Origin of the sequence: Aneurinibacillus aneurinilyticus ATCC 12856 (assembly GCF_000466385.1) — a bacterium.
GTDB lineage: Bacteria > Bacillota > Bacilli > Aneurinibacillales > Aneurinibacillaceae > Aneurinibacillus > Aneurinibacillus aneurinilyticus.
Genome location: NZ_KE952744.1, coordinates 1,671 through 27,476 on the forward strand (window position 1 = coordinate 1,671; position 25,806 = coordinate 27,476).

Below are 25,806 nucleotides of genomic sequence, written 5' to 3' on the forward strand. Positions count from 1 at the left end.
CGAGAGGCCCAGATGTTTTGCCGGTCCGGCCTTGACGTCACAAAGCGGCCGTATCCCTTCCTTGCGAGAAAAAGACGAGGGAATACGCCGACGCGTGCACCTTCCTTCTTCCACCCTATGGATAATCAGCAGGTGTGATATTTACCAAATGAAATGTAAAATACAAAAAAACAACCCCATTCTACAGAGGCTGTTGTTGTTATTCATATAACCTATTTAGATTTTCAATATTTATACACTGTTTAAGTGGAACCCAACTTTTCATTGCCGTCTTACCAATAGTATAACAAAGCTAATATTAAACTTGTCAGCTATCTCAATGTATTGTGGTTTTTCTCATACTCCATCACGATCTAAGATTTGTTTAGCCATCCGCAGCATACCACTTCTTGTGATATTCTTTGCCTTCAGATACAGGATTTCTTTATTCTGCTGTACCATTTTTCTTTTGATACTCTTTCTCTGCAATCGCTTTTTCTAGAATGCTCATTAATTTATCTGAAGCAAAAAAGGGCTTTAGTCTCTTCGTTCCGAATCCCCTCATCAACTGTACTGTATAATGATTTTTTCAATCGCTGGCTAGAAGAAATGACACACACCATCAGCCCACATACAGCTATTATGTACAGACAACATGGTTGCATTTCTTTCTTCTATTGTTGCTAACCTTGAAACAGTGATACATGTTGTCCTTACGAATATTGGCACAACGTTAAAGCCAAATAACATAGGTAAGGCATTTCGTAAGCTAATGAGGGTAGCGCAGTACCGAAGATCAAATTTCACGATTTACGGCATACTCACGCTACTCTCATGTACTTCCTAGTATGCAAATGGAGGCAGCAATAAATTTGGACAAGCATTACTCAAATATGCTATCAAAAGCGCTACAATACGCTGCTAACGCCTCATCATTGCTTAGACACCTTATAACTACAGAGTTTTATCAATTAACCTCAGTCACGTGGCGGGCGTGGGCCATAATATTGATAATAGTATGTCTTCAGATTTCCGTTATACAGCTTACGGTTACGGTCAGCCTTCTTGCCGAAAAACTGCTCAAATTCAGGATACGATGTAAGAATGTAGTAAGACCACGTATCAAGTGCACCGAATGTTTTTCCCATCACTTTATAAAGCTGCTCAACCTCACGCTTCTCGCCGAGCCGCTCCCCGTACGGAGGATTACATATAATACAGCCATACCTAGCATCGTTTGTATATGCACCGACTGGCAGCCGCTTAAAACGGACCGCATCCTCTATCATCGCTTCTTCCGCATTTTCATTTGCCACGGCAATCATATCGCCGTCAATGTCCGTACCGGTAATCTCGAGCGGACGATCATACTTCGCTAGATCATGGGTCTCACGCCGTGCTTCCTGCCACAGCTTTTTCGGAATAGAAGGCCATTCTTCTGAGACGAATTCACGGTTCATTCCCGGCGCAATGTTGCGTCCAATGAGCGCTGCTTCGATCGGTATCGTACCGGAACCGCAGAACGGATCATGAAGCGGACGATCCGGATTCCAGAACGAGAGCTGAATCATAGCCGCGGCCATCGTTTCCTTCAGCGGTGCCCCGCTAATTAACTGCCGATACCCACGCTTATGCAGTCCTGCACCGGACGTATCAATTGTTAGTGTTACAATGTCTTTATGTAAAGCCACTTCAACTTTGAACAGCGCCCCTGTTTCCTCAAACCATGTCTTATGATAACTTTGCTTCAGGCTTTCCACGATCGCTTTTTTCACGATTGCCTGACAATCCGAAATGCTGAACAATGTTGATTTTACGGACTTCCCCTCCACCGGAAATTGTGCATCTTCCGGAATCCATTCTGCCCATGGCAATGCTTTCGTTTGCTCGAACAATTCATCGAAGGTTGTCGCTTTGAACTCGCCGATTTTCAGGCGAATCCGCTCCGCTGTCCTCAACCACAAATTGGTGCGGCAGATGGCCAGCTTGTCTGCAGTAAACATCACTTTTCCGTTTTCTACCTTGGCGTTTTCATATCCAAGCTGCTTTACCTCCCGTGCTACAATCGCTTCAAGACCAAAAGTGGAGGTCGCAATAATGTCAACTTTACTCATACAAAAACTCCTTATGCTATAATAAAAATATTAAATTCAGAAAAATCAAAAGGTTAGGAGAGGCTAGCGTGACAACAAATCATATTGTAAATCTCGGCCATGATATTTACCAGATTGAACTTGTCAACCGCATGGAAGGCGGACGTTCTACCGGATATTTCATCGATGCCGAACAGAAAACGATCGTTGAGATGGGCGCAAGCGTATCCGTTCCCCATGTGTTAAACGCGCTTAAGCAACTGAACATAGCTCCGGAAGAAATTACATACGTCATTGTAACACACATTCACCTTGATCATGCAGGTGGAGCCGGATTACTGCTTGAAAAATTGCCAAATGCCAAGCTTGTCGTACATCCACGCGGTGCTAGGCACATGATCGATCCGAGTAAATTAATCGCGGGCGCCAAACAAGTATACGGAGATGAATTCGACCAATTGTTTGGTCCGATGGTACCTGTACCGCAGGAGAAAATTATTATCGCCAACGATGAATTCAAATTATCCATTGGCGATAATCGCACGCTTTACTTCTACGATAGTCCGGGACATGCGTATCACCACTTCGCTGTTTATGATCCGGCAAGCAAGGGTATTTTCAGCGGAGATTCCATTGGAATGAGCGCCCCTTGGCTGCAGGAGAAATTCGGCTTTGATTTCTATGCACCAACCTCTTCACCGGTCCAATTCGATCCAGAAGCGATGATTGCTACGTTACGACGCTTTATGGAGCTGGATATCGAACAAGTATTTATGACCCATTATGGTCGTCATGGCGATGCAAAACACGTTATTGCAGAGAATATCGAGCGTGCCGAGGCATTCACCCATATCGCGGAAGAAGCCTATCAGGAGAATCCAACATGGGAATATACTGCTGAAAAGCTTCGCCAATACTTTCATAAGGAACTTCGTAAACTTGGTGTACCAGAAAATGATCCAGTGCTGGACTCGTTTACATTCGATATTGAAATGGATGCAAAAGGAATGTTCCACTACATGCAGATGAGAACGCATTCTGAAACACACCAAATAAAAAAATAGAAAAAATTATCTTATCCATAAAAAAAGGCGCCGTTTCTCTAAGGGGAAACGAGCGTCCTTTTTTATTTCCTTCTATGGTGTTTTATGTGCAGGCTTTTCTTTAGTGTCGTTCACGACGCATGCTGCGCATCACCAGGCTCACGATGAACACAAGGATAACGGCGCCGATGATGGCTGGGATAATCGCAAATCCGCCTACAACCGGACCCCAGTTGCCAAGCAATGCGGAACCGATCCATGCACCGATAAAACCGGCGATAATATTACCAATGATTCCTCCGGGTATATCGCGCCCCATAAGAGCACCTGCTATCCATCCGATAATACCTCCGACGATGAGTGACCAAATGAATCCCATGTGTGTGTCCTCCTTTGCATCTAATGTAAATTCTATCGTGGTATGATTAGTATTTACCCAGATTTATAGATTATTACACACATCATGTTTTAATCTTATTTTTTCCAATTTTATTTATGCTTTACTTTACCGCCTTGTTGAAGTTGATACATTACGTAATATCTGCCTTTTTCCCGGAGCAGTTCCTCGTGGGTTCCCCGCTCGACAATACGTCCCTGATGCAGGACAAGGATTAAATCTGCGTCTTTAATGGTGGAAAGGCGGTGCGCAATGATGAATGTTGTACGTCCTCTGGCAAGTTCTCGAAGTCCCTGCTGAATTCGCGCTTCAGTTTCACTGTCGATACTGGCCGTCGCCTCATCAAGAATCAAAATGGCAGGGTTAAATGCCATCGCCCGTGCAAAAGAAAGCAATTGACGTTCCCCGCTTGAAAAATTGCTTCCTCGTTCGATAACCTCCTCCTTATACCCATGCGGGAGACGTTCGATAAACGAAGCCGCCTGCACCGCATTCGCAGCCATTCGCCCATCTGTATCAGAAATGCTTGCCGTCTCGTGCAATCGGATATTAAATAAAATATCCCCCGTAAAAATGAACGGATCCTGCATGACAAGCGCCATCTGTCGGCGCAGTTCCTGCAGCGGATAGTTCTCCATTTTTCTTCCGTCAATATAGATGGTTCCCTGCTGGGGCTCATAAAATCCAAGCAGCAGGTTCATCAAGGAACTTTTTCCTGAACCAGTATGGCCCACAATTCCGATGGTCTGCCCTGACTGTACGGAAAAAGAAATATTATGTAGTACAGTATGATTATCACGATAAGCAAACGATACGTTGTCAAACACTACATCCCCGGAAAGCCGCAGCACTGTATCTTTACTTTCTTTATTCTGTCTATCCCGTACAGATTCCGGCTCATCTATCACTTCAAATACCCGCTCCGCAGACGTTAACGATTGTTGCATCGTTGACAGACGCTCCATAATGGTGTTAATCGGCTCGAAAAAACGACTCAAATAATCAACATATGCATACAACACCCCAAATGAAATGGCATTATGCATTGATTGGCTACCGAAATACCAAATAACTAGTGCAAGCATCAAGTTACTAATAACATCCACCGCCGGGCGTAGCAGTAATCCATCCAGTTTTACCTCACGAAAGCGTGCTTTAAAATACGTTTCGTTTACGGTAGCAAACTCTTTTTGCACCGCTTGTTCACGGCGAAATGCCTGCACAATGCTCATACCCTGAATCATTTCGTTTAGCATTCCATTCATTTCACTTAACCTGGCACGAATCTCGCCATAAATGCGTGAACTATAGCGCCTAAACAACGCGATAATTACAGCAATAAGCGGAAGCAGACAAATGCAAAGCAGTGCCAGTTCAGGCTGCAAAATAAACAGTGCAACTAAAATCCCAATCATATATACAATGTTCTGAACAAAAATCGCCATAATACTAACAAACAATTCCCGTACAGCTTCCGTATCGTTCGTTACCCGGGAAATGATCTGTCCGGTAGGCGTTCGATCAAAAAATGCAATCGATAGCCTTTGTAAATGCGAAAAAATATTGATCCTCATCTGACGGATAATCCGGTGTGCGGTACTCTGTAACGAAAGAGCCTGAATATATTGAAGTATGCCGGCAATAAGCAGAAGGCCGATATACAAAAGCACAAGCTGAACAAGCGGGCGAATCTCTGGCGCATAAAACGCCTTGACATCCGAAGACGCAATCGCCTCAACAGGATAGGAGATCTGGTTATCGCCAAGCGTTATCGTCAATTCGGTCCTTCCGGATCGGCTGTTAATCGTTCGTTCGCCCTCGAATGGAATTACGGTCGGCAATGTATAGTATGTGCGGTTTACTTCAAGAATCTGTCTTCTTTCTCCGCTGTCGATGTCAGATTTTCGCCCATCACGCATAAGCCATTCTTCACGAACCCATATACGGTTTCTGTACTCTACCTGCGGCGTACCCGCTGGAGCTGAATCCGGGGTGTATACACGCCAGGGCTTCTCGATGCCAAGAATGTGTACGTCAATGGCTCGTTTGGCGATAAAAGGGCCTGCAAGCTCGGCTGCGGTAGCTATAATGAGCAGCAATAGTGCAATCGTAATGGATAAACGATGAGGCGTTGTATAGCCAAGCAGCCGACGCAGCGTAGAGTTTGGTTTTCTCATGCGTCTTCCCCCTCATCTTCAAGCGTAGCCAAGGCCTGCTGACGACGGAACTGTTCGGCATACCAACCATTCTGTTCCATAAGCTCAAAGTGTGTTCCCTGTTCAGCAATACGCCCTGCATCCAATACATAAATTCGATCCGCATGCATAACTGCCGACATTCGATGCGCAGCGATGATTGTTGTTTTTCCACTTCGTTCCCTACGCAAATGGCTAAGGATGGTCTCTTCCGTTCGCGCATCGACCGCAGACAACGAATCATCAAGTAATAGCACTTCCGGCTCGGTTACGAGCGCACGCGCGATGCCAATCCGCTGCTTTTGCCCACCGGATAGTGTAATTCCTCGTTCACCGACAGGAGTTGCAAGTCCTTGGGGCATGCGTGCCAGATCCATCTTTAGTGCAGCATTTGCAAGCGCACGTTCAATAGCCTCATCGGAAGCTTCCTCGTCTCCAAACGATATATTCTCCTTTATAGTACGTGAAAATAAGAAGTGATCCTGAGGTACATAGCCAAATCGGGACCGCAAGGCGGCTGTATTCCATTGCTCGATAGGAATGCCTTCTACATATATAGTGCATTCGGGCACCGTATAAAAATGCATCCATAACTTCATCAATGTGGACTTGCCGCTTCCCGTCCGGCCTACAATACCCACTGTCTGTCCAGGTCGCACTGTCAGAGTTATGTTACTCAGTACAGCCGATTCCTGTCCGGGATATCGAAAGGTGAGGTCTATCATTTCCAGGCTGGCATGTGTGTTTTCTGGCCCCTTGAACTTTGTCCCGCCTGTAATCTCAGGTTTCTCTTCCAGCACATCACTTAATCTATCCCACGAAGCGCTCCCCCGCTGCACAATGTTCATCAACCAGCCAAGCGCAAGCATGGGCCAGATTAATAACCCAAGATATAAATTGAACGACACAAGCTCACCTAACGTAAGCTCGCTGTGGAACACAAGTGTAGTTCCGTAGCCAATGCCAATGAGAAAGCTGACTCCAATCAAAAGTGAAATCGTCGGCTCAAACAATGCGTCAATCCGGGCTACGCGAATGTTCTTCTCCATCACATCATCTGCTGTTTTCGTAAATGAGATAATGTCCGGCTGTTCTTGAACGAACGCACGCAATACACGGATACCTGAAATCGATTCCTGTACATGGCCATTTAACCTGCCGAATGCTGTTTGGGCATCAAAAAAACGATCATGGAGCAGTTTACCATAATAACCGGTTGCCCATGCGAGCAAAGGCAATGGCAGCAGTGCAGCCAGCGTCAATTTCCAGCTAATAAGTATCACCATCGCGGATAAAGCCACCACCGTCATCACAAGCGAATCGACTAACATCAAAATTCCCATGCTCGATGTCATCTCGATAGCTACAATATCGTTCGTTGCAAGCGCCATTAAATCACCGGTACGTCTTCGATCATAAAAAACTGGACTCATTTGTGTCAGATGGCCAAATAGGCGATTACGCAATGTCTTCTCCAGAACAAGAGAAGCACCGAACAAGTAATACCGCCATGAAAAGCGCATTGCATATAGCAAAAAGGCCAACGCCGCAATGAGCGCTACACTCCAAGCAAGCCCCTGTCCATGAAGCGTTCCGGCTCGCATCCGGTTAATAAGTTCACCTACCAACCAGGGGGGAAGTAGTACAAGCACATCACATGCCACAAGCAGCAGAATACCTATTATGTACTTCTTCTTGTGGGCTTTAATAAACCACCACAGCCGCTGAAATATCCGCACTCCGCCTCTCCTCTCCTACTATGCAATTTAACAGGCACATAGCTTATTCTTTAGCCAATGGCAGGCATCACTAAGTGCACCGTAATGGGCAGCTTCCGGAAAATGATGTCCGTATTCCGGATAATACCAAAAATCATAAGACTTTCCCAGTTCTTCCAATCGCCTTGCCATATAATGAGGATGACGCGAACTTACCTGTCCATCGCATCCTCCCTGCACAAATAAAATCGGACACTTTATTTCGGTGGCACGATACAAGGCGGAGCGCTCCATATACGCATGTGCATCCTTTACCGGATGACCAATGACCCGCCGGAGCATACGACGCAAATCCTCCCGTTCTTCATATGTCAGATGCAGATCGACCACACCACCCCATGAAACAAGCGCACCGATCTGCTCCGTCTCTGCCGCTGCGAGAAACGCACCGACTGCTCCACGTGAAAAGCCAATTGCTCCAATCCTCTTTGCATCGACCTGTGGTAGATGCAAAAGCAACTGCAACGCACCGTATACATCCTGACGATCGGCTCCTCCGAATTCGTCCTGACCCTCACCGCCTTCATTGCCCCGATATGAAGGGGCACATACGATGAATCCACAGGCAGCCATATGCTCAATCCATTCAAGCTGCACCATACCAACCCGATGAATACCTCCCCTGCAATAGACGAGCGCCGGGCATTTCCGGTGTGCTTTCGGTTGTGCTAAGTATCCAGCCACCACCGTATCGTCAGCTCTATACATAACATGGTAGACGCTTACATCAGGTATGGAGGCAGGCAACATCATCCGTGAAATCAGCGGGTTATAAAGCATATGTATTTCCTCCCTTAATTGAGAAAAAACGGGTGAATCGTGTTGTTGCTGAATAGTATAACACGAAAAACACTTCCATCATATTACAATAACAGAAGTGCTTTTCTCGGTATTTCCATTAATTACGGGCGAGCTTTCCCATAGCGAGACGTATGGGCTATGCTCGTATAGGATAAAGAATATAACAGTAGCGCACACCAGATAAACGCGAAGCTAATCATATGCGTGGATGTAAACACCTCTTTAAACACGAAAATCCCTAGTATTAAACTAATCGTAGGAGCCATGTATTGAATAAATCCCATCGTAGACAACGGTACCGACCGAGCGCCTTTGGCAAACCATAGAAGCGGCAGCGCCGTCACTACACCTGTTCCGATAAGCAGGGCCATTTCAGGAAGCGATACAAGCCCAATGACCCCTACACCGCTAGCTTCCGTAAACACTATATAACCAAGTGCAAGCGGGGCCATGAATACTGTTTCCAGCGCCAAACCCACCAATGCCTCTGTCTGTGCTTTCTTCTTAGCCAAACCATAAAAACCGAAAGTAATCGCTAGAGCAAATGAAATCCACGGTATCTTGCCATACTGTACCGTCAAAATAATAACTCCGATGCTTGCAATCATAAGCGCCATCGTCTGCCAGCGTGATAAGCGCTCCTTCAGCACTACTACTCCCAGTGCTACGCTAAGCAGCGGGTTAATATAATAGCCGAGACTGGCCTCGATTACATGTCCGTTATTCACACCCCAAATATAAATAAACCAGTTAGCGCTTATTAATACGGAGCTGAGAAACGCAGCCAATGCAATCTTCCGGTTAAGCAATGCCTTCTTAAATGGCTCCCAGCGCCGATATAGCATTAGTAAAAACGCAACAAATAAAAAAGACCAAAAAATCCGATGAGCCAAAATTTCAAAGGCCGATACTCTGTCCAGGTACTTCCAGTACAGCGGCAGCAATCCCCAAGCTATATAGGCTATAATTGAGTAGCCCACGCCGGCAGCTTTTGCCTTCTCTTCTCCTTCATGCTTCATACGCTACACCCTCATTACTTTTTTATTAATCATATCTGCACTGCTTCCATACAACATAAAAAACGGAGAGGCTCTTCGCCTTCTCCATTTTTATTTTAGCCCACAGGGCTGTAAGCTCCGATACATACCCCGTTCCCTCTTCCACAGACGGAATTTTTTCCTTATGAATGAGGTTTTTCCTGTTTCGCCCCATATACATATCCTCCATGTTTATGGGCTGGATTGTATACAAGAAATGCATTTGGCATCGGTTTCTCCCCAGCGATGCCGGACGGAGTCGTAATCAGCTTGCCCCGATGGTACATGCTAGACGAAGAGCCCCCGTCAAGATTAACTGCATTCACGGCGCCGCGCTTAAGCAGCTCTTCCTGTACGTCTTTGAGCGTAGCTCCGAAACTATGGATCGACCGACCATCAATGACGAGAAACATGACCGTTCCGTCTTTCTTTTGTGCGATGGCAGTACGCGGTGCTACACCCCATCCGCCGTCTCCTTCCGTTATCATCGGCTTTCCGTTAACAACAAGGCGGGGCAGAAAGCTTACCGCTTCTTGGACACCCAGCTTTTTCATCTGCTCATACGTATAACGGCCGCTAATCAGCACTCCGTCTTTTGTGAACCCAACAATGTCCTGTTTTGCTTCATTATCACCGCTCACAAGCTTGCCTTCGCTAATAATAATGCCAAGTGGATGCATAATCCGCTCCACGCCTTCAAACTCTGGACCTACCATATCATCGGTTTTATCAGTCAGGAAGAATCCTCCGCCATTAATTGCGGCTAATGCATTTTTGCGCGTGGCTATGTTACTCACTTTCTCCCCGCCCGGATTATGGCTGGCGACCACATGAATAAGGCGCGGATCCTTAATGTACATGATTTTGCCAACATATGTCTCTCCACGAATATCCTCCACATTAATTAGCGTGGATGGGGTAAGTATATGTTGCGGATCTGGTGCTGCTACCTTCACAAGACTCATATCTTGTTTGGCAAGATGATTCGCTTCCGCCTGTCGCTGGAAATTCTCTTTAATTTTTTCTACACCGCTCGTTCCTACGAGCAGCCATGTGTATTTCGTTTGTTTCGATGTATACACTGCTTCTGCAACAATTCCTCGTAACTTTGTTCCTTGTGGTGTCAAATAAAACCAGCCAAGCGCAAGCGAGACGATTATACAAATAATCCATAACGCCCACACTGCGACACGAAACCAGCGTCTAGACAATCTGCGCGGTAACGATAAAGATGAAGAGGCTACCGCAGTCGCAGACATTTCGCTTTGGTTTAATTGCTCCATTCGTTTTGAGGTAGGAAATAACACGATTCGTCTTCCTTTCTCTCGTGCGATTCTATATTTTCTGTAAGATGTCTGCCATTCTATATCTTATCGCATTCTGAAATAAATACAAGAAAGTTATTCCGCGTCTTGCATCTATATTGCACATCGTATAAAATAACTACCATCATAAATACGACCGGGGCGTCCACTTTGTTTCATAATTACATTATATAAATACAGGTGGTGCATATGGAAGCAATTCTTTCTTTCGACCGGCAGCTTTTCCATTGGCTGAATGTACAGTTAAACATCCCCGCACTTGATTGGTTTATGATTCTCGTCTCTGCCATCAGCGACAAAGGGTTATTCTGGTTTCTAATTGTAATCGTCCTGCTGCTTATCCGACAACGGGTTGGCGGACTTCGTCCTGCGGCGACTCTGTTTGCCGGTATCGGCATCGGCGGCGTTATCGAATATGCGATGAAATTCGCGATTATGCGTCCAAGACCGCCCGCTGTGGAGGAACAGGTTATCCACCTTACCCACATGCCTATTTCCTCTTCCTTTCCATCAGGCCATGCGGTATCCTCTTTTGTTTCTATGTATGTGCTCTATCGATTATTCCCAAAATCGATTCGATGGACGTTACCGTGCGCCTTAATTATGGCATACTCTCGTATTTATGTAGGGGTTCACTACCCGCTGGACGTTATCGGAGGGGCGATAATCGGAATCATCGCAGGAAAAATTACGATGCGAGTCCCAGTTATGAAAATCGCTTATAAAATATTATCATATGTACCGATCGTCCGACGGTACATTTTGCCGAATGCCGAAATAATACCACAGAACTCCCCGGCTGAAACACCATTTGCAGCACAAAAAAAACAGAATGAAAAAGTATAATCAACACAGCAAAAACGGAGCGAACATTCGCTCCGTTTTTATAAATTCCAGAGAAGTAATCCGATGGTTGAACGAAAGCAGCCGCTTATCATCATTATTACACACGTGGTAAACGGCCCTTCTTTGTTTACTGGTTCTCTTCTCCTAAATGACTACGGGCTGGTGAGGGGAAGCTGAACCCTTCACCGTGCACTTCTTTTGCTTCAAGGGCAAGAATAAAGGCACGCGGGTCAATTTCTTCAACAAGACGACGCAGCTTATCTGTCTCATACAACTGTACAACGACCAGCAATACCTCTCCTTCCCGACGTGAATAGCCTCCCATCGAATGGAGCATTGTCACCCCACGTACCAGACGCTTATGTATTTCCTTCGTAATCTCATCAGGCTTACTGGAGATGATAATAACGCTACGCTGTTTTTGAAATCCCGAGAGCAGCAAATCGACCACTCGTGCGCTAACATACACGGCAACTACTGTCAGCATTGCCTTCTCGACACCAACAATAAGGGCCGAGATTGCAATGATGGTAAAGTCAATACCAAACAAAAATTTTCCGAGGTCAATGCGCCGGAATTTATGTTGTAATACGCGTGCAATAATATCGCCGCCCCCGGAAGTTCCTCCAACTCGGAATATGAGACCTAATCCAGTCCCCGCAATAATTCCGCCATACAATGGAGCCAGAATCACATTTTGCAGCGGTGGGACCTGCCATGCCGAAGTTAAGTCAATAAAGATCGAAGCAGCCAGCATCCCGTATGCACTTCGTATCAGAAAACCCCGCCCTAGAACAAAATAACCAAGAATAAAGACCGGAATGTTTATTAGAATAATAAGCAGACCAACAGGCGTACCAAGTTTATAGTGCAATAATAGAGAAATACCGGTTACCCCACCCTGCGCCAGTTTATTCGTAACAAAAAACAAATTTACGGCAATCGAGTATAAAAAACTGCCTGCCGTGATAAATAAAAAGGGGCGAATTCGCTGCCACATCATCGTATTCGATTACTCCTTCCACATCGCATTGTCCTCTTATCTTAGATAATCACACAAAAAAAAGAAAGGTCCCTCCTGAATATCTTTTGAAGAACCTTTCTTTATTATCCCGGTCCAACAGGCAGTAAGACCTCGATAAGTACAACTATCCATCAGCGGAGGATAAAAATCCTCCCACTGATAGAAGCTCTACTTTGATAAGTATTAGTGTTTTTTGTTGTAATATTCCACAATAGCAGCTGCCATTGCCTCACCTACCCGCTGCTGAAATGCAGGGTCAAGCATTTTTTTATTTTCGCTGGGGTTCGTCAAGAAACCGATTTCGATTAGCGTAGACGGCATTTTCGTATTTTTCACGACATAGAAATTAGCCGTACGCAGACCTCGGTCAGTAAAACCTGTAGCTTGCGTCAAATGCTTATGAACGATCGAAGCGAACTCCTTGCTTTGGGCCGTATTATAGTATGTTTCCGTTCCGTGCGCGCTTGCTGTAGCGGAGTTTGCATGGAAGGATAGGAATACATCCGCTTTTGCGTTATTGGCTATAGCCACGCGATCCTGAAGTGTCGGGTATGTATCGCCTGAACGTGTCATAATCACCTTAAAGTTAGGATTCTGCTTTAAAATCGATTCTGTAATCTTGGCAATCGGCAATACCAGATTTTTTTCATAGTTGCCTGCCGCACCTCCTGCACCTGAATCCGATCCCCCATGTCCAGGGTCAAGCACAATGACAAACGGGTCAGAAGCGTCCGGCTTCGGTGTTGGCGATGGAGTCGGTTTAGCTTCCTGCAGCGTCACTCTTGTCATGCCGTCAGCAGCAGTTATACCGTATGCATACGGTGCAGACATTTCAAGTACGATCCGCACTCTGTCAGGTGAGAGGCTGTACTGGCTGTAGCGTACATTATCCACCTTGGAAGAAGTACCGGATACGCTTACCCCCTCTTTCAAACGGGCGTGATTGAAATCAATAACGATTCGATCTGGCTTGTCAAGCGTGAAGTGGCTATACGACATTTTGCCTTGAGATTCTACACTGATTCCATCATCCGTACGGGAAATTCCTGTAATGTATTGCAGCTTGTCCAATGTGCATGCAGTCTTGTTGTCGTTCCAATCGGCTTTTGCTCCAATAACCTGTGAAAGAAACTCTGGAGTAACAGCAAAGTATCCATCGATTAGACGGTAGCCATTCGCTTGCTTGGCGGATGCCTGTGCGATGGTATATTTCTCTGCTCCTTGCTCGAGAATTACTTTCTCTGCCTCTTTTTTCACCTCGTAGCCAAGCGGTTTTGCTACATCATTCAGTCTGACGAAATGTCCATAAGGCAGTTGGTAAACAGGTGCCTGTGTGAGAACATTGCCGTTCACAGCGATGCTTTTTTTGTCGTTAAAAGTAACCGTATTGGCTGCGGCGTCCCACCCCACGGTGGCTCCGAGCCAATCCCCTACTTGGCGCAGCGGCAGGAATGTTCTGTCCTTAATAATTTTGGGCGCTACTTCAAGTGTTACTGCTTTTCCATTTACATAGGCGGTCTTGTTGTCTGGTTTCATCGTAATGATTTTTCCAGCATGATCATCAATCGTAACCGTTCTTGTATTGTTATCCCACTTCACGTCAACACCATACGCCTCTCCCGCAAAGTATAGCGGAATCATCGTACGATTTTGCACCAGTTGCGGTGGAACATCAGGCTTAACCTCCTTGCCATTTACTACAAGCGACATGGCAGGCGCCGCCTGTACTGCCGTGGGCACTACCCAGGCAAAGATTAACAGAAATGCCCATAGCAGCAGTCCTCTTTTTCTCATTGTTTTCCTCGCTCCCTTGCTTTCTCTAAGTTGCCAGTGACATATCTCCTTTCCGATGGAACTTGCCATGCATGCAGTTTTGGACAGCCAGCATATAGTATAGACGCAAGATACAACAAATTGTTTTCCTACAATAGCACTATTTTTCTTGCTTGCCTAATGCTAGAAAAACACCTTGCAATAACCAAGTAGGCAAAGGCTCCTACTATAAAAAAAGGGAAAAGGCTTTCGCCTTCTCCCTTACAACCTCTCGTTATAAATATATAGAACGGTTCGCCTGACTATATGTGCTTCGTTAGCTCTTCCATCTCATCAAGCAAACGGGAAAATACTTTAAGTGCTTGGATGACCGGCTCAGGTGACGCCATATTGACACCTGCTTTACGTAAAAGTTCAAGCGGATAGTCGGAGCCCCCACTCTGCAAAAATGTTAAATAACGTTCAACTGCCGGGGTTCCTTCATGCAAAATTTGCTGTGAAAGCGCCGTCGCGGCTGAAAATCCGGTTGCATACTGGTAAACATAGAAATCGTTGTAGAAATGCGGAATACGTGCCCATTCCATTCTAATATCCTCATCAATGACCATATCCGGCCCATGATAATCTACATTCAGCTCATAATACATACTGCACAGTGTTTCCGGAGTTAAAGGTTCGCCTGCTTCTACTTTTTCATGAATCATCTTCTCGAATTCAGCGAACATTGTCTGACGGTACACGGTGCCACGGAACTGTTCAAGATAATAATTAAGAAGGTACATCTTCTTACGCGGGTCATCCGTATTCTTGAGCATATAATCCATAAGGAGCGATTCGTTGAGCGTGGATGCGACCTCAGCTACGAAGATTTTGTACTGGGCATCAAGATATGGTTGGTGCTTGTCACTGTAATAGCTGTGCATAGCATGACCCATTTCATGCGCCAATGTAAACAAGTTGTTGACGTTGTTCTGGTAATTCATCAGCACGAATGGGTGTGTACCGTATGCTCCCCATGAATACGCGCCACTTGTTTTCCCTTCGTTTTCATACACGTCAATCCAACCGGACACAAAAGCTTCCTGCAGAACCTTGGCATAATCCTCACCTAGGGGTGCAAGTCCTTTTTGTACCAGATCAAGTGCCTGATTATAGGGAATCTCCATCTTCACTTCTTTGACCATTGGCACATACAGGTCGTACATGTGCAGTTCATCTACTCCGAGCAGCTTTTTGCGCAATGAAACGTATCGGTGCATAGCCGGAAGGTTATCACGGACGGCTTGAATAAGATTCGTATATACATCAACCGAAATATTGTCGTTATCTAGGGACGCAGCAAGTGCAGACGGATATTTGCGTATGCGTGCATAGAATACATCTTTTTTGACGCTAGCATTTAGCGTTGCAGCAATCGTATTTTTCTGCTTGCCGTACGTATCATACATGGCTTTAAAAGCATCCTGGCGCACACGACGATCCGGATTTTCCATGAATTGAATATAACGGCCGTGTGTCAGCTGCACCTCTTCACCATTTTCGTCGGTAATCATCGGGAACGTCATATCAGCATTGTTAATCATGCCAAAAATCGTCTGCGGCGCCTGTGCAAGCTCCCCGGCCTGTGCAATGATTTGCTCTTCCTGCGCACTTAGTACATGCTCTTTTTGTCGTTTAATCTCATTTAGATAGAAGCGATACGGAGTCAATGTCTTGTCAGCAATATAGCTCTCAAGACGCTCATCAGGCATGGCGAGAATTTCCGGCACTAGAAAAGAAATTGCACTAGAGACACGAATGCTAAGCGAAGCCGCCCGATCAGTCAATGCCTGGTACTTCGTATTCGTATTATCCTCATCTCTGCGCATACGTGCGTATACATAAACACGTTCCATGGCGAGGCCAAGCTGTTCATATGTTTTCATACATTCCGCCAACACCGCAGGCGATTCATTTAATCTTCCCTGGAAACTCTGAATTTGTTCCACCAACTCCTGTACTTTTTTGTACTCATCCTCCCAGGCGGCATCAGATGCAAAAATACTCTCGAGCTTCCACTTGAATTCCTGCTTGATTTCCGAACGTTTCGGAAGCATTTTTTGTGAAGTTTGTTCCATCGTATGGTGCGGTATAGAACCGCTTCCCCCTCTCATCATGTGGTGAAGAAAACACTGACGCAGCCATGCGCCACTTCCTTCCTTTCCTCTTATCATTTCGCAATTAAAGAAAAGAATTCCTCCTTATCACTTTACCAAACTTATGTATGCACCAATTTCAAGAATATTCTCACACAAAAAACGGCCGGTTCATATCCCGGCCGTTTGACGCATTGCTTACGAGGTGTAATCTTCTGTCGTTACATCTGCATGATCATCGCTATACGTTTCACAGGCAATCTCCCTGCAATCAAGGCATTCCGCTCGATTTCTTTCCCAGGAAGCCAACCCTCTACCACAAGAAATACATGCATCTTCGAATGTCATCATTCACCCTCCTTTCGGTTTTTCATTACAACAAAAAGGCCAGTTATATCATCAGCGTACAGTAAGCGTATGCATTAGATATAACTGGCCGGTATCGCTTTTTTCTCTCCGGTTGGCTTTCCCAGAGTTCAGTCGATTCCTCAGTTGTTTTAATGAGAATAAATGGCATCACTGAAAATGAAAGGGCAAACTTTCACTGAGTGATAGTATTATTATATAGTACTATCACGAAATAAACAATATTTTTTTACTATTTTGTTTTCATTCTTTTTTTGCCTTCCCTACACATGTCAAGAAGCGGGCATATCTGGCATTGCGGGTTGACTGCTTTGCAGTGGTAGCGGCCAAAGAAAATCATCCGATGATGCGTAATCGCCCATTCTTCGCGTGGAACCTTCTTCATAAGCGCTTCCTCCACCTGCAGAGGATTATCTTTCCAGCGGGCAATTCCGAGACGCTTGGAAACGCGCTCTACATGGGTGTCGACTGCAATAGCCGGGACGCCGAAAGCCGTAGAGACGACCACATTGGCGGTCTTACGGCCAACTCCGGGTAATTTAACGAGTTCGCCATGCTCTTTTGGCACTTCTCCACCGAAATCTTCAATTAACATACGGGCAAGCTTTTGGATGTTTTTTGCCTTATTGCGGTATAAACCGATACTACGTATATCCTGCTCCAGTTCTTCGAGCGGAACAGACAAATAATCTTCCGGTGTTTTATATTTTTTGAACAGGTTGGGCGTGACTTTATTGACGAGGGCGTCTGTACACTGGGCCGATAGCAGTACCGCAATCGTCAACTCAAATGGGTTACTATGATTTAATTCGCAATGCGCATCCGGAAACATTTCGGCGAACGTATCAAGAATGCGGCGCATTTGTGTTTTCGTTACCACGTTTCTTCACCTTTTATCTTAGAAATTAGATACGACAATAGGGTAACAGTTGCAAACTTTTGCGTCAATCGTTACACTATAATAATGAAATTTTGTGTCCAAATGAAAGGTTGAGGAAAATGGCAAAAAAGCATGTAATTTATAAAGAAGACAGCTGGAATATGATTACTGCAGAAATAGAAGGCGTTCGCATTACCGTGCGGGAGATTTCCACAGAGTGGGGCGAGGATACATACGTATTAAATGGACGTCATGAGCTTATAGACTGGGCGGAAAAACATTTCACGGCGGACAAATATGAAAATGCAGCTGCAATTTTGGAGAAATTTCGGCAGCTGTAATTTTAATCAAACAAGGTCTTTGCCATAATTTCACCTATATAGGGAATACGGCCAAGACCTTGTTTTTGGCTACTTCAGCACCATATCACGTAATGCTCGGCGCAGAATTTTACCGGTCGTATTTTTCGGTAAATTCTCAATGAATACGATTTTATGTGGTACCTTGTATTTAGCCAGCTCCTGGCTGCAATATGTTCTGAGCTCCTCTTCCGTCAATGACTCATCGTGTGTTACTACATAGGCCTGTACGACTTCGCCCTGATTTTCATCGGGCACGCCGATTACTGCAGCCTCAATAACCTGTGGATGACTGTACAGTACCTCTTCTACTTCACGTGGATATACGTTGTATCCCCCCACAATGACCATATCTTTCTTCCGATCGACAATAAAAATATAACCATCCTCATCCATATACGCCATATCACCTGTATACAGCCAGCCATCACGTAACGTTCGCGCTGTTTCTTCCGGCATGTTTAAATATCCTTTCATCACGTTCGGGCCTCGTACAACAAGTTCGCCGACCTGTCCTTTTTCCAAATCCTCGCCTTCTGCATCTACGATTTTATTCTCCACACCAGGAATATCTACTCCAATGGAGCCCGGCTTTCGTACGCCGTGGACCGGATTGAAGGCCGTAACCGGCGACGCTTCCGACAGCCCGTATCCTTCGGAAATGATTTTGCCGAACTTCTTCTCGAAATTATGTAGCAATGCTACAGGTAGAGAGGCTCCTCCCGAGATGCAAATGCGAAGCGAGGTCAAATCTTCCGGCGATACACCGGGTGTCTGCATAATGAAATTATACATCGTTGGTACGCCAGCAAATACAGTAGCCTGATGTTTATGAATGGATTGTACGACTTCTGTCGGGCTAAATTTCGGAAGAATAAGCATGGAAGCTCCAAGGGCAATCGGCGCATTCATGCATACAGTCATACAGAAAACATGGAACATCGGAAGCACGGTTACAAATGTATCATGCAGAGTTACACCCAGATATTCAGCAATCGCATCCGCATTGGACGCCATATTGCGCTGGGTTAGCATAGCCCCTTTTGGCTGACCTGTCGTACCGGATGTATATAGAATAACCGCTAAATCTTCGTCTTCGATTTCCGGCCGCTGCCACTCCTCGCTTGAATGCGTTATCATTTTTTCGAATGATGTGGTCCACTCATGATTCGAATCGCCGTTCACCAGTACAACCTCTCGCAATTCGGGCAGCTTCTGATGCATATCTATAAATGCTGGCAATAGCGGCGCAACGGCAATCGCCATCTTGGCCTGACTATTATGTAGAATGTAGAGAATTTCTTTTGGTGTATATATTGGATTAATCGGTACGACTGCAGCCCCGGTCAGCAGAATTCCATAATATGAGATGAGAAAATGCGGAGAATTCCCCAGTAGCACGGCCACATGATCACCCTTGCCAATGCCTTTTTCCGTAAGATATGCAGCCATATTTCTCGCTTGCTGGTATAACTGGCCATACGTGGCATGTATGTCCTGAAAAATATATGCGATCCGTTCCGGATATTCACGCATACCCCGCTCAATATTTTCGATTAACGTCATAATCAATAGCCACCTCTCTTTTTTTCATACTTTCCTACAGAAAACCAGCGGAAAAAGAGGAGAAGCGGGCGGGTGCTTGATCGGCTCTCCCGCCCGTGTATCTTACTTCATGGCTGTTGTATATTGCTCGGCTTCAATAATGCGTCTTGCAATGCCGCGCTTGAGCGTGATTGTATTAAGCGGCTGTATACGTACAAGCTTTTTCACGATAGACAATTGGGTGCGCAGCACATCCCCTTCACTTGTCGCCACCAACACTCCCTTTGCCCATTTCTCTACATCAGACCATACTTCCTGAAAATAGGCACGAGTCATGTCAATCTGCAATTGTGCTGCTGCTTCACCTCTGCGATCGGCTGTCTTCTTTGCGCGCAGCAAGGCGGATTCCAACGCATAAATCGTAATCATCAAGTTGGACAGACTCTCCAGAATTTCCTGCTCTTGAGCAACTTTTTGCATATATTTCTGTACCGCCGTCCCCCCTGCCATTAGGAACAGTTTCTTCGCCGCTTCGAGCATCTTGCTTTCCGCTTCCAAAAGTTCGGTCGGCTCTGATATATCCATCGGCGGCATATATCCGGTTAGCTCTTTTTGCAAGGTCTGCAACTTCTGCATAAGCGGCAACCTCCCTTGCATCGCACGCTTTAGAAGCGTACTCGGAATCAATAGACGATTGATTTCATTCGTACCTTCAAAAATACGGTTGATACGAGAATCACGATATATTTGTTCAATTTTGTATTCGGAGATGTAGCCGTAGCCTCCATGAATTTGCACACCTTCATCAGCTACAAAATCAAGCGCTTCCGAACCAAATACTTTAACGATAGAATATTCGATCGCATGTTCCTCGATCGCTTTAGCTGCTTCATTAAATACGTTCTTCTCTAGATTCAAATGCTGTGTCGCCGCTTCCAGATAACCTCCGGTACGATACGTCAAGCTTTCATTTACATATGTGCGAATCGCCATATCTGCAAGCTTGTTCTGAATAAGCGGGAAATTAATGATTTCTGTTTTGAACTGTTTACGCTCCTTGGCATATTCAGTTGCAAGCTCAATGGCCCATTTGGATGCACCAATGGCCCCGACCCCCAGCTTGTAACGGCCGATGTTTAGGATGTTAAATGCGATTTTATGGCCCTTACCTGCCTCCCCCAGCAGGTTTTCCACTGGCACTTCTACATTGTCAAGAATAAGCGGGCGGGTGGATGATCCTTTGATGCCCATTTTCTTCTCTTCCGCACCAGTGCTTACGCCTGGGAATTCTTTTTCTATGATAAATGCGGAGAAGTGTTCTCCATCAATTTTTGCATATACGATAAACACATCCGCAAAGCCAGCATTCGTAATGAATTGCTTTGTTCCGTTCAAAACATAGTGTGTACCAGCTTCGTTAAGCACTGCAGTCGCTCTGGCACCCAGTGCGTCGGAACCGGAAGCAGGTTCAGTGAGACAATATGCCGAAATTTTTTCACCAGTCACAAGTTGGGGCAAATATTTGGCCTTCTGTTCAGGCGTGCCGAAAAATACTATCGGTAGCGTACCGATCCCCACATGGGCGCCATGACTAAGTGAAAACGATCCGCCACGCACCATATATTCTCCGATAAGGCTGGAACTGATTTTATCAAGCGCTGCGCCGCCGTATATTTCTGGAACATCAGCCCCCAGAAGCCCCAGTTCGCCAGCCTGCCGAAGCAATTTTACCGTCAATTCATAATCCAGTTTCTCAATTTCTTCCGACTTCGGTGCTACTTCCCCTTCAATGAAATCACGCGTCATACGTGCAATCATCTGCTGCTCCTCACTAAAATCCTCCGGGGTGAATACTGAATTGTAGTCCGCCTCTTCAAGAATGAACTGTCCGCCTTTTGGCATTGTATCTTGTACACTCATCAAAATTCCTCCTATTGCAATCGTTTTTGTTCTATATGCTAATTCACAAATTCGAATACGCCAGCCGCACCCATGCCGCCACCGATACACATCGAGACAACACCGTACTTGGCGCCTCTACGTGCTGCTTCATGTACAAGCGACACCGTCAGCTTTGAGCCGGTGCAGCCCAATGGATGTCCAAGCGCTATCGCGCCGCCGTTCACGTTGACTTTGCTTTCATCGATACCCAGATGACGGACTACCTGCAAGGCTTGGGAAGCAAATGCCTCGTTAATCTCAAACAAATCGACATCATCCTGTGTGATACCTGCAAGCCTCAGCGCTTTCGGAATCGCAGCGATTGGACCTACTCCCATAATGTCTGGATCTACGCCACCGACGGTAAACGAACGAAAAATCGCAAGCGGCTTCAACCCCAGCTCTTCCGCTTTTTCGCGTGACATGACGACCACCGCTGCCGCTCCGTCGCTCGTCTGCGACGCATTCCCTGCTGTTACGCTACCGCCTAGTCGAAATGGGGATTTCAGCCTGGCCAACCCTTCCATACTTGTCTCTGGACGCACGCCTTCATCCGTATCAAAGATGAATTCTCTGACCTGCAATTTGCCTTTATCATCGAAATACTTTTCTTTTACTGTTAATGGAACAATTTCGTCTTTGAACCTACCATTCCTAATAGCTGCCGCAGCTTTTGCGTGGCTCATTACCGCGAACTGATCCTGATCTTCGCGGCTCACATTAAACCGCTCTGCAACGTTCTCGGCTGTATGACCCATACTGATATAGATTTCTGGATATTTCTCTACAATGTCTGGATGAGGCGCCGGCTTATAGCCGGTCATCGGTACATGACTCATACTTTCCACGCCCCCGGCAATGACAACATCCGCAAACCCGCACATAATCTTCTCGGCCGCAATGGCAATGGATTGTAGGCCGGATGAACAAAAACGGTTAATCGTAAAAGCCGGAACCGTATTTGGCAGACCCGCGTAAACAGAAATGATGCGTGCCATATTCAATCCTTGCTCGCCTTCTGGCATCGCGCAGCCGATAACTACGTCTTCTATCCTATCCTTCTCAAGCCCTGGCACACGGCGCACAGCTTCCCGAATGACCGCCGCACCCAAATCTTCCGGACGGGTGTTCTTTAATGTTCCTTTTGGTGCCTTTCCTACAGCCGTGCGTACGGCTGATACAATGACCGCTTCTCTCATCTCTTCCGCTCCTTTCTAATTGCGCAATGGTTTCCCCTTCGTTAGCATATGATGCATACGTTCCTGGCTCTTTGGTTCACCGCATAAGCTTAAAAACGCTTCACGCTCAAGATCGAGCAAGTATTGTTCCGTTACATACGTGTTGCGATTCACATCGCCTCCTGCGAGCACATGGGCTAGCTTCTTAGCAATAGTAACGTCATGATCGCTGATATATCCGCCCTGCCGCATTGTATAAATACCAAGATTGAGCACGGCTTTGCCGTCAGCGCCAACTACACGAATTTTCTCCTGGCGCGGTGGCTGGTATCCGATTCTATCAAGTCCAAGTACTGATTGCTTGGCATCATACAATAAATAATCACGATTCATGGAAATCGCATCACCTCGCCGCAGAAAACCAAGTTCGCGTGCTTCTTCAGCACTGGCGGATACTTTGGCCATCGCGATCGTCTCAAAGGCTTTATTGACGAACACCTGCAAATCCGCCTTTGAATCTACCGCATCAGCCGATTTCGTAGCACGCCAAAGCACTTCCTTCGTACCACCGCCACCTGGAATAACCCCAACACCAACTTCTACCAAACCCATATACGTTTCGGCTGACGCCTGAATTTTTGCTGTCGGCAAGCATACTTCCGCACCACCGCCAAGCGTCATGCCAAACGGAGCTGAGACAACCGGTTTTTTTGCATACTTAAGCGCAAGCGATGCCTGCTGAAAACGATGTACGAGATAATTAATATCATCCCAATTGTCATCCTGCGCTTCCATCAACACCATCATCAGATTGGCGCCTACACAAAAATTTTTCGCCTCGTTTCCAATGACAAGTCCACGGTAGTTTCTCTCAACTTCATCAAGCGATTTGAACAGCATATCGACAATATCAAAACCGATCGCGTTATTAGGTGAATGGAATTCCAGGCAGGCAACTCCGTCTCCTATATCAATAAGGCTTGCCCCCGCATTAGTCAGAATCGGCTTTGCCTTCTCCTTGTAGCCGGAAAGCTTGAGCTGCTCACGAACCCTCTCTTCCTCTGCTCGCTCCCCAGTCAGTGCATGATAATAAACAGTGCCGTTTTCTTTTTCATAGAAAGATGTTTTACCTGAGGCTAGCATCTCCTCCACCCATGACGGAACGATTTCGCCTTCCTTCTTCATCCGCTCTACCGACTCTATTACGCCGAGTGCGTCCCATGTCTCAAACGGGCCAAGCTCCCAATTAAAGCCCCATTTCATGGCTTTATCAACACTTACGATGTCGTCCGCGATCTCGGGCAGCCTCGCTGCAGAATACAGTAGGACTTTCTTCAATACATTCCAGGTGAATTGCCCTTCCTTCGACGGACTGTAGGCAAGCGTTTTCATTCGCTTCTTCAATCCGCCTGCCGCCTTCGCCTGCTCGATGGCTGACAGGCTCGCCTTCTTCGTCGGAATATAAGTCAGCTCCTGAAAATCTAGCGAAAGAATTTCCCGTCCTTTTTCCGTTTTCTTCTTCTGGTAGAATCCTTGGCCGGCCTTATCGCCTAGCCAGCCCTGCTCGACCATTTTATGGATCAACTCTGGCACGGTGAATGCTGTTTTTTCTTGCTCATCCTCCACATTCTTTTGCACATTGGCTGCCACATGGACGAACGTATCCAGTCCGACCATGTCCAACGTGCGAAACGTTGCGCTTTTCGGGCGGCCGATGACAGTACCTGTCATCATGTCCACTTCTTCTACCCCGAAGCCGCCTTTCTGCATTTCTTCGAACGTAACAAGCAGTCCGTACGTACCGATCCGGTTCGCGATAAAGTTCGGTGTATCTTTTGCAATCACAACGCCTTTGCCCAACGTACGCTCTCCGAACCGCTTCATAAAAGCAATTACACTCTCGTCCGTATCATGACTTGGGATTATCTCAAGCAATTTCATGTAACGCGGTGGATTAAAAAAGTGCGTACCAAGAAAATGGCGACGAAACACATCGCTTCTTCCTTCAATCATTCTATTAATTGAAACTCCAGAAGTATTCGAGCTAATGATCGTACCTTCCGTCCAATTCTGCTCAACCTTCTCCCAGAGTTGCTGCTTAATCTCCAGGTTCTCAACAATCGCTTCGACGATCCAGTCTACTTCTGTCAGGTACTCTAGATTGTCTTCCAGATTTCCCGGTACAATTAAATCCGCGTTCTTTTTCGAAAATAGCGGCGCGGGTTTTGCCTTAAGCAGGCGTCCTTTCGCTTCTGTCGCAATCCGATTGCGTACTGCAGGATGATCCAGTGTCAATCCTTTCTTCTGTTCTTGCTCTGTAAGTTTGTTCGGTACAATATCCAATAAGTACGTTTGAATACCTGCATTCGCCAAATGCGCGGCAATTGCGGCCCCCATTACACCCGAGCCCAGCACAGCAGCTTTCTGAATGCCTCTCTCCATCATGCAGCCTCCTTGTCTTCAATATTGAATGAATACTCATTCATATTTATCGGTGGTTATGAATATCAAATGTTCTGATTATTATTGTAGTACACTATTATCAGAATTTCCACCCTATTTTTTCAAAAAAGAATTTCTTTTTTGACAGACAAGCTGCAAGCTAGGTATAGTAAAAATAGTAAAAACATTCCCAGCGTGAAAGGAGTACAAGCATGACAGGACACGTATTAATGTTGTTTTTGACAATTACAGCACTCATGTCTTTTATCTTGATTATCCTTGGCTTACTTCCACAGCCGGAAAAGGGCAATCAGCGTCAGTTCAGCCTCACGATTTGGGGTCTTTTGCTTGCTGTGGCTACAGCCGTATTGTTTTATCTCGAACCGATACTATTCCCTGCATAGCTGCATCATCTTAGATCGCACAAAAACAAGCGTCACGTCCCTTTTACAGGATTTGACGCTTTTGTATTTTATCCATATTATGTGATAGCGACAAACGGATAGGATAGAAAAGAAAGAAAAAAACACCTTTTTTGAAACATCGCACCATATCACTACGTATATAATGATAACTCCAATGTTTACTTTTTCCTCCCTTTGTATCGTGTAGGGAGGCTTTTTTTGTTCATATAAATCAAGGGTGTTGATTATCCAGTATAATCCAGAG

General features: G+C 45.8%; 20 protein-coding genes. 4 read left to right on the top strand and 16 right to left on the bottom strand.

From position 1 onward, the window contains the following. Window positions 1-956: 956 nt before the first annotated feature. Complete coding sequence (locus HMPREF0083_RS07385) at window positions 957-2,093, bottom strand: THUMP domain-containing class I SAM-dependent RNA methyltransferase (RefSeq protein WP_021620563.1); 1,137 nt, start codon at window positions 2,091-2,093, stop codon at window positions 957-959. A 68-nt stretch (window positions 2,094-2,161) separates the two neighbouring features. Between HMPREF0083_RS07385 and HMPREF0083_RS07390 the strand changes: the two genes are divergently transcribed. Next, on the top strand, window positions 2,162-3,136 hold the full coding sequence (locus HMPREF0083_RS07390; RefSeq protein WP_021620564.1) for an MBL fold metallo-hydrolase: 975 nt from the start codon (window positions 2,162-2,164) through the stop codon (window positions 3,134-3,136). A gap of 100 nt (window positions 3,137-3,236) precedes the next feature. Here the strand turns inward: HMPREF0083_RS07390 and HMPREF0083_RS07395 are convergent, their stop codons facing one another. From HMPREF0083_RS07395 to HMPREF0083_RS07420, 6 genes are all read right to left on the bottom strand, one after another. Continuing rightward, window positions 3,237-3,494, bottom strand: coding sequence for a GlsB/YeaQ/YmgE family stress response membrane protein (locus HMPREF0083_RS07395; RefSeq protein WP_021620565.1), 258 nt, complete (start codon window positions 3,492-3,494; stop codon window positions 3,237-3,239). A gap of 110 nt (window positions 3,495-3,604) precedes the next feature. After that, on the bottom strand, window positions 3,605-5,689 hold the full coding sequence (locus HMPREF0083_RS07400) for an ABC transporter ATP-binding protein (protein ID WP_021620566.1): 2,085 nt from the start codon (window positions 5,687-5,689) through the stop codon (window positions 3,605-3,607). Next, a complete protein-coding gene (locus tag HMPREF0083_RS07405; RefSeq protein ID WP_021620567.1) occupies window positions 5,686-7,446 on the bottom strand; it encodes an ABC transporter ATP-binding protein in 1,761 nt (586 codons plus the stop codon). The genes HMPREF0083_RS07400 and HMPREF0083_RS07405 overlap by 4 nt, the downstream gene beginning before the upstream one ends. 27 nt (window positions 7,447-7,473) lie before the next feature. Then, window positions 7,474-8,265, bottom strand: a complete 792-nt coding sequence (locus HMPREF0083_RS07410; protein ID WP_051354570.1) for an alpha/beta hydrolase family protein — start codon at window positions 8,263-8,265, stop codon at window positions 7,474-7,476. Between the two features lie 122 nt (window positions 8,266-8,387). Further along, a complete protein-coding gene (rarD, locus tag HMPREF0083_RS07415) occupies window positions 8,388-9,305 on the bottom strand; it encodes an EamA family transporter RarD (RefSeq protein ID WP_021620569.1) in 918 nt (305 codons plus the stop codon). Window positions 9,306-9,466: 161 nt separating this feature from the next. Next, window positions 9,467-10,630 (bottom strand): phosphodiester glycosidase family protein, encoded by a 1,164-nt coding sequence (locus HMPREF0083_RS07420; protein ID WP_051354571.1) that lies wholly within the window; start codon window positions 10,628-10,630, stop codon window positions 9,467-9,469. Between the two features lie 207 nt (window positions 10,631-10,837). Here HMPREF0083_RS07420 and HMPREF0083_RS26255 point away from each other — a divergent pair, with 207 nt between their 5' ends. After that, window positions 10,838-11,494 (top strand): phosphatase PAP2 family protein, encoded by a 657-nt coding sequence (locus tag HMPREF0083_RS26255; RefSeq protein WP_021620572.1) that lies wholly within the window; start codon window positions 10,838-10,840, stop codon window positions 11,492-11,494. A 127-nt stretch (window positions 11,495-11,621) separates the two neighbouring features. On the opposite strand, the gene HMPREF0083_RS07430 is transcribed toward HMPREF0083_RS26255, so the two are convergent. The 5 genes from HMPREF0083_RS07430 to nth all read right to left on the bottom strand — a co-directional run bounded on the left by HMPREF0083_RS07430 (window position 11,622) and on the right by nth (window position 17,672). Then, entirely contained in the window at window positions 11,622-12,497 is an 876-nt protein-coding gene (locus HMPREF0083_RS07430) for a YitT family protein (protein ID WP_021620573.1), read from the bottom strand. A gap of 204 nt (window positions 12,498-12,701) precedes the next feature. Beyond that, window positions 12,702-14,312, bottom strand: a complete 1,611-nt coding sequence (locus HMPREF0083_RS26260; protein ID WP_051354572.1) for an N-acetylmuramoyl-L-alanine amidase — start codon at window positions 14,310-14,312, stop codon at window positions 12,702-12,704. Window positions 14,313-14,593: 281 nt separating this feature from the next. Next, window positions 14,594-16,408, bottom strand: coding sequence for an oligoendopeptidase F (gene pepF, locus HMPREF0083_RS07440; protein WP_040301911.1), 1,815 nt, complete (start codon window positions 16,406-16,408; stop codon window positions 14,594-14,596). A 216-nt stretch (window positions 16,409-16,624) separates the two neighbouring features. Beyond that, complete coding sequence (locus tag HMPREF0083_RS27930; RefSeq protein WP_155847227.1) at window positions 16,625-16,777, bottom strand: hypothetical protein; 153 nt, start codon at window positions 16,775-16,777, stop codon at window positions 16,625-16,627. Between the two features lie 247 nt (window positions 16,778-17,024). Beyond that, entirely contained in the window at window positions 17,025-17,672 is a 648-nt protein-coding gene (gene nth / locus HMPREF0083_RS07445; RefSeq protein WP_040301895.1) for an endonuclease III, read from the bottom strand. Window positions 17,673-17,791: 119 nt separating this feature from the next. Here nth and HMPREF0083_RS07450 point away from each other — a divergent pair, with 119 nt between their 5' ends. Beyond that, window positions 17,792-18,013, top strand: coding sequence for a hypothetical protein (locus HMPREF0083_RS07450; RefSeq protein WP_021620579.1), 222 nt, complete (start codon window positions 17,792-17,794; stop codon window positions 18,011-18,013). A 69-nt stretch (window positions 18,014-18,082) separates the two neighbouring features. On the opposite strand, the gene HMPREF0083_RS07455 is transcribed toward HMPREF0083_RS07450, so the two are convergent. The 4 genes from HMPREF0083_RS07455 to HMPREF0083_RS07470 form a co-directional block, all read right to left on the bottom strand. Next, a complete protein-coding gene (locus tag HMPREF0083_RS07455; RefSeq protein ID WP_021620580.1) occupies window positions 18,083-19,597 on the bottom strand; it encodes a fatty acid--CoA ligase family protein in 1,515 nt (504 codons plus the stop codon). Between the two features lie 102 nt (window positions 19,598-19,699). Then, window positions 19,700-21,496 (bottom strand): acyl-CoA dehydrogenase family protein, encoded by a 1,797-nt coding sequence (locus tag HMPREF0083_RS07460; protein WP_021620581.1) that lies wholly within the window; start codon window positions 21,494-21,496, stop codon window positions 19,700-19,702. 38 nt (window positions 21,497-21,534) lie between these two features. Further along, window positions 21,535-22,716 carry an acetyl-CoA C-acyltransferase gene (locus HMPREF0083_RS07465; protein ID WP_021620582.1) on the bottom strand — a complete coding sequence of 394 codons (1,182 nt, stop codon included), beginning with the start codon at window positions 22,714-22,716 and terminating at the stop codon, window positions 21,535-21,537. Window positions 22,717-22,731: 15 nt separating this feature from the next. Further along, on the bottom strand, window positions 22,732-25,137 hold the full coding sequence (locus tag HMPREF0083_RS07470; protein WP_040301896.1) for a 3-hydroxyacyl-CoA dehydrogenase/enoyl-CoA hydratase family protein: 2,406 nt from the start codon (window positions 25,135-25,137) through the stop codon (window positions 22,732-22,734). A 212-nt stretch (window positions 25,138-25,349) separates the two neighbouring features. Here HMPREF0083_RS07470 and HMPREF0083_RS07475 point away from each other — a divergent pair, with 212 nt between their 5' ends. Then, on the top strand, window positions 25,350-25,541 hold the full coding sequence (locus HMPREF0083_RS07475) for a hypothetical protein (RefSeq protein WP_021620584.1): 192 nt from the start codon (window positions 25,350-25,352) through the stop codon (window positions 25,539-25,541). The last annotated feature ends 265 nt before the right edge of the window (window positions 25,542-25,806 follow it).

What these genes read in the sequence shown, in the direction of transcription:
- HMPREF0083_RS07385 (WP_021620563.1), bottom strand. Translation starts at nt 2,093, where the DNA reads ATGAGTAAAGTTGACATTATTGCGACCTCCACTTTTGGTCTTGAAGCG.
- HMPREF0083_RS07395 (WP_021620565.1), bottom strand. Translation starts at nt 3,494, where the DNA reads ATGGGATTCATTTGGTCACTCATCGTCGGAGGTATTATCGGATGGATA.
- HMPREF0083_RS07400 (WP_021620566.1), bottom strand. Translation starts at nt 5,689, where the DNA reads ATGAGAAAACCAAACTCTACGCTGCGTCGGCTGCTTGGCTATACAACG.
- HMPREF0083_RS07410 (WP_051354570.1), bottom strand. Translation starts at nt 8,265, where the DNA reads ATGCTTTATAACCCGCTGATTTCACGGATGATGTTGCCTGCCTCCATA.
- rarD (WP_021620569.1), bottom strand. Translation starts at nt 9,305, where the DNA reads ATGAAGCATGAAGGAGAAGAGAAGGCAAAAGCTGCCGGCGTGGGCTAC.
- HMPREF0083_RS26255 (WP_021620572.1), top strand. Translation starts at nt 10,838, where the DNA reads ATGGAAGCAATTCTTTCTTTCGACCGGCAGCTTTTCCATTGGCTGAAT.
- HMPREF0083_RS07430 (WP_021620573.1), bottom strand. Translation starts at nt 12,497, where the DNA reads ATGATGTGGCAGCGAATTCGCCCCTTTTTATTTATCACGGCAGGCAGT.
- HMPREF0083_RS26260 (WP_051354572.1), bottom strand. Translation starts at nt 14,312, where the DNA reads ATGAGAAAAAGAGGACTGCTGCTATGGGCATTTCTGTTAATCTTTGCC.
- pepF (WP_040301911.1), bottom strand. Translation starts at nt 16,408, where the DNA reads ATGGAACAAACTTCACAAAAAATGCTTCCGAAACGTTCGGAAATCAAG.
- HMPREF0083_RS27930 (WP_155847227.1), bottom strand. Translation starts at nt 16,777, where the DNA reads ATGATGACATTCGAAGATGCATGTATTTCTTGTGGTAGAGGGTTGGCT.
- HMPREF0083_RS07450 (WP_021620579.1), top strand. Translation starts at nt 17,792, where the DNA reads ATGGCAAAAAAGCATGTAATTTATAAAGAAGACAGCTGGAATATGATT.
- HMPREF0083_RS07455 (WP_021620580.1), bottom strand. Translation starts at nt 19,597, where the DNA reads ATGACGTTAATCGAAAATATTGAGCGGGGTATGCGTGAATATCCGGAA.
- HMPREF0083_RS07460 (WP_021620581.1), bottom strand. Translation starts at nt 21,496, where the DNA reads ATGAGTGTACAAGATACAATGCCAAAAGGCGGACAGTTCATTCTTGAA.
- HMPREF0083_RS07465 (WP_021620582.1), bottom strand. Translation starts at nt 22,716, where the DNA reads ATGAGAGAAGCGGTCATTGTATCAGCCGTACGCACGGCTGTAGGAAAG.
- HMPREF0083_RS07470 (WP_040301896.1), bottom strand. Translation starts at nt 25,137, where the DNA reads ATGGAGAGAGGCATTCAGAAAGCTGCTGTGCTGGGCTCGGGTGTAATG.
- HMPREF0083_RS07475 (WP_021620584.1), top strand. Translation starts at nt 25,350, where the DNA reads ATGACAGGACACGTATTAATGTTGTTTTTGACAATTACAGCACTCATG.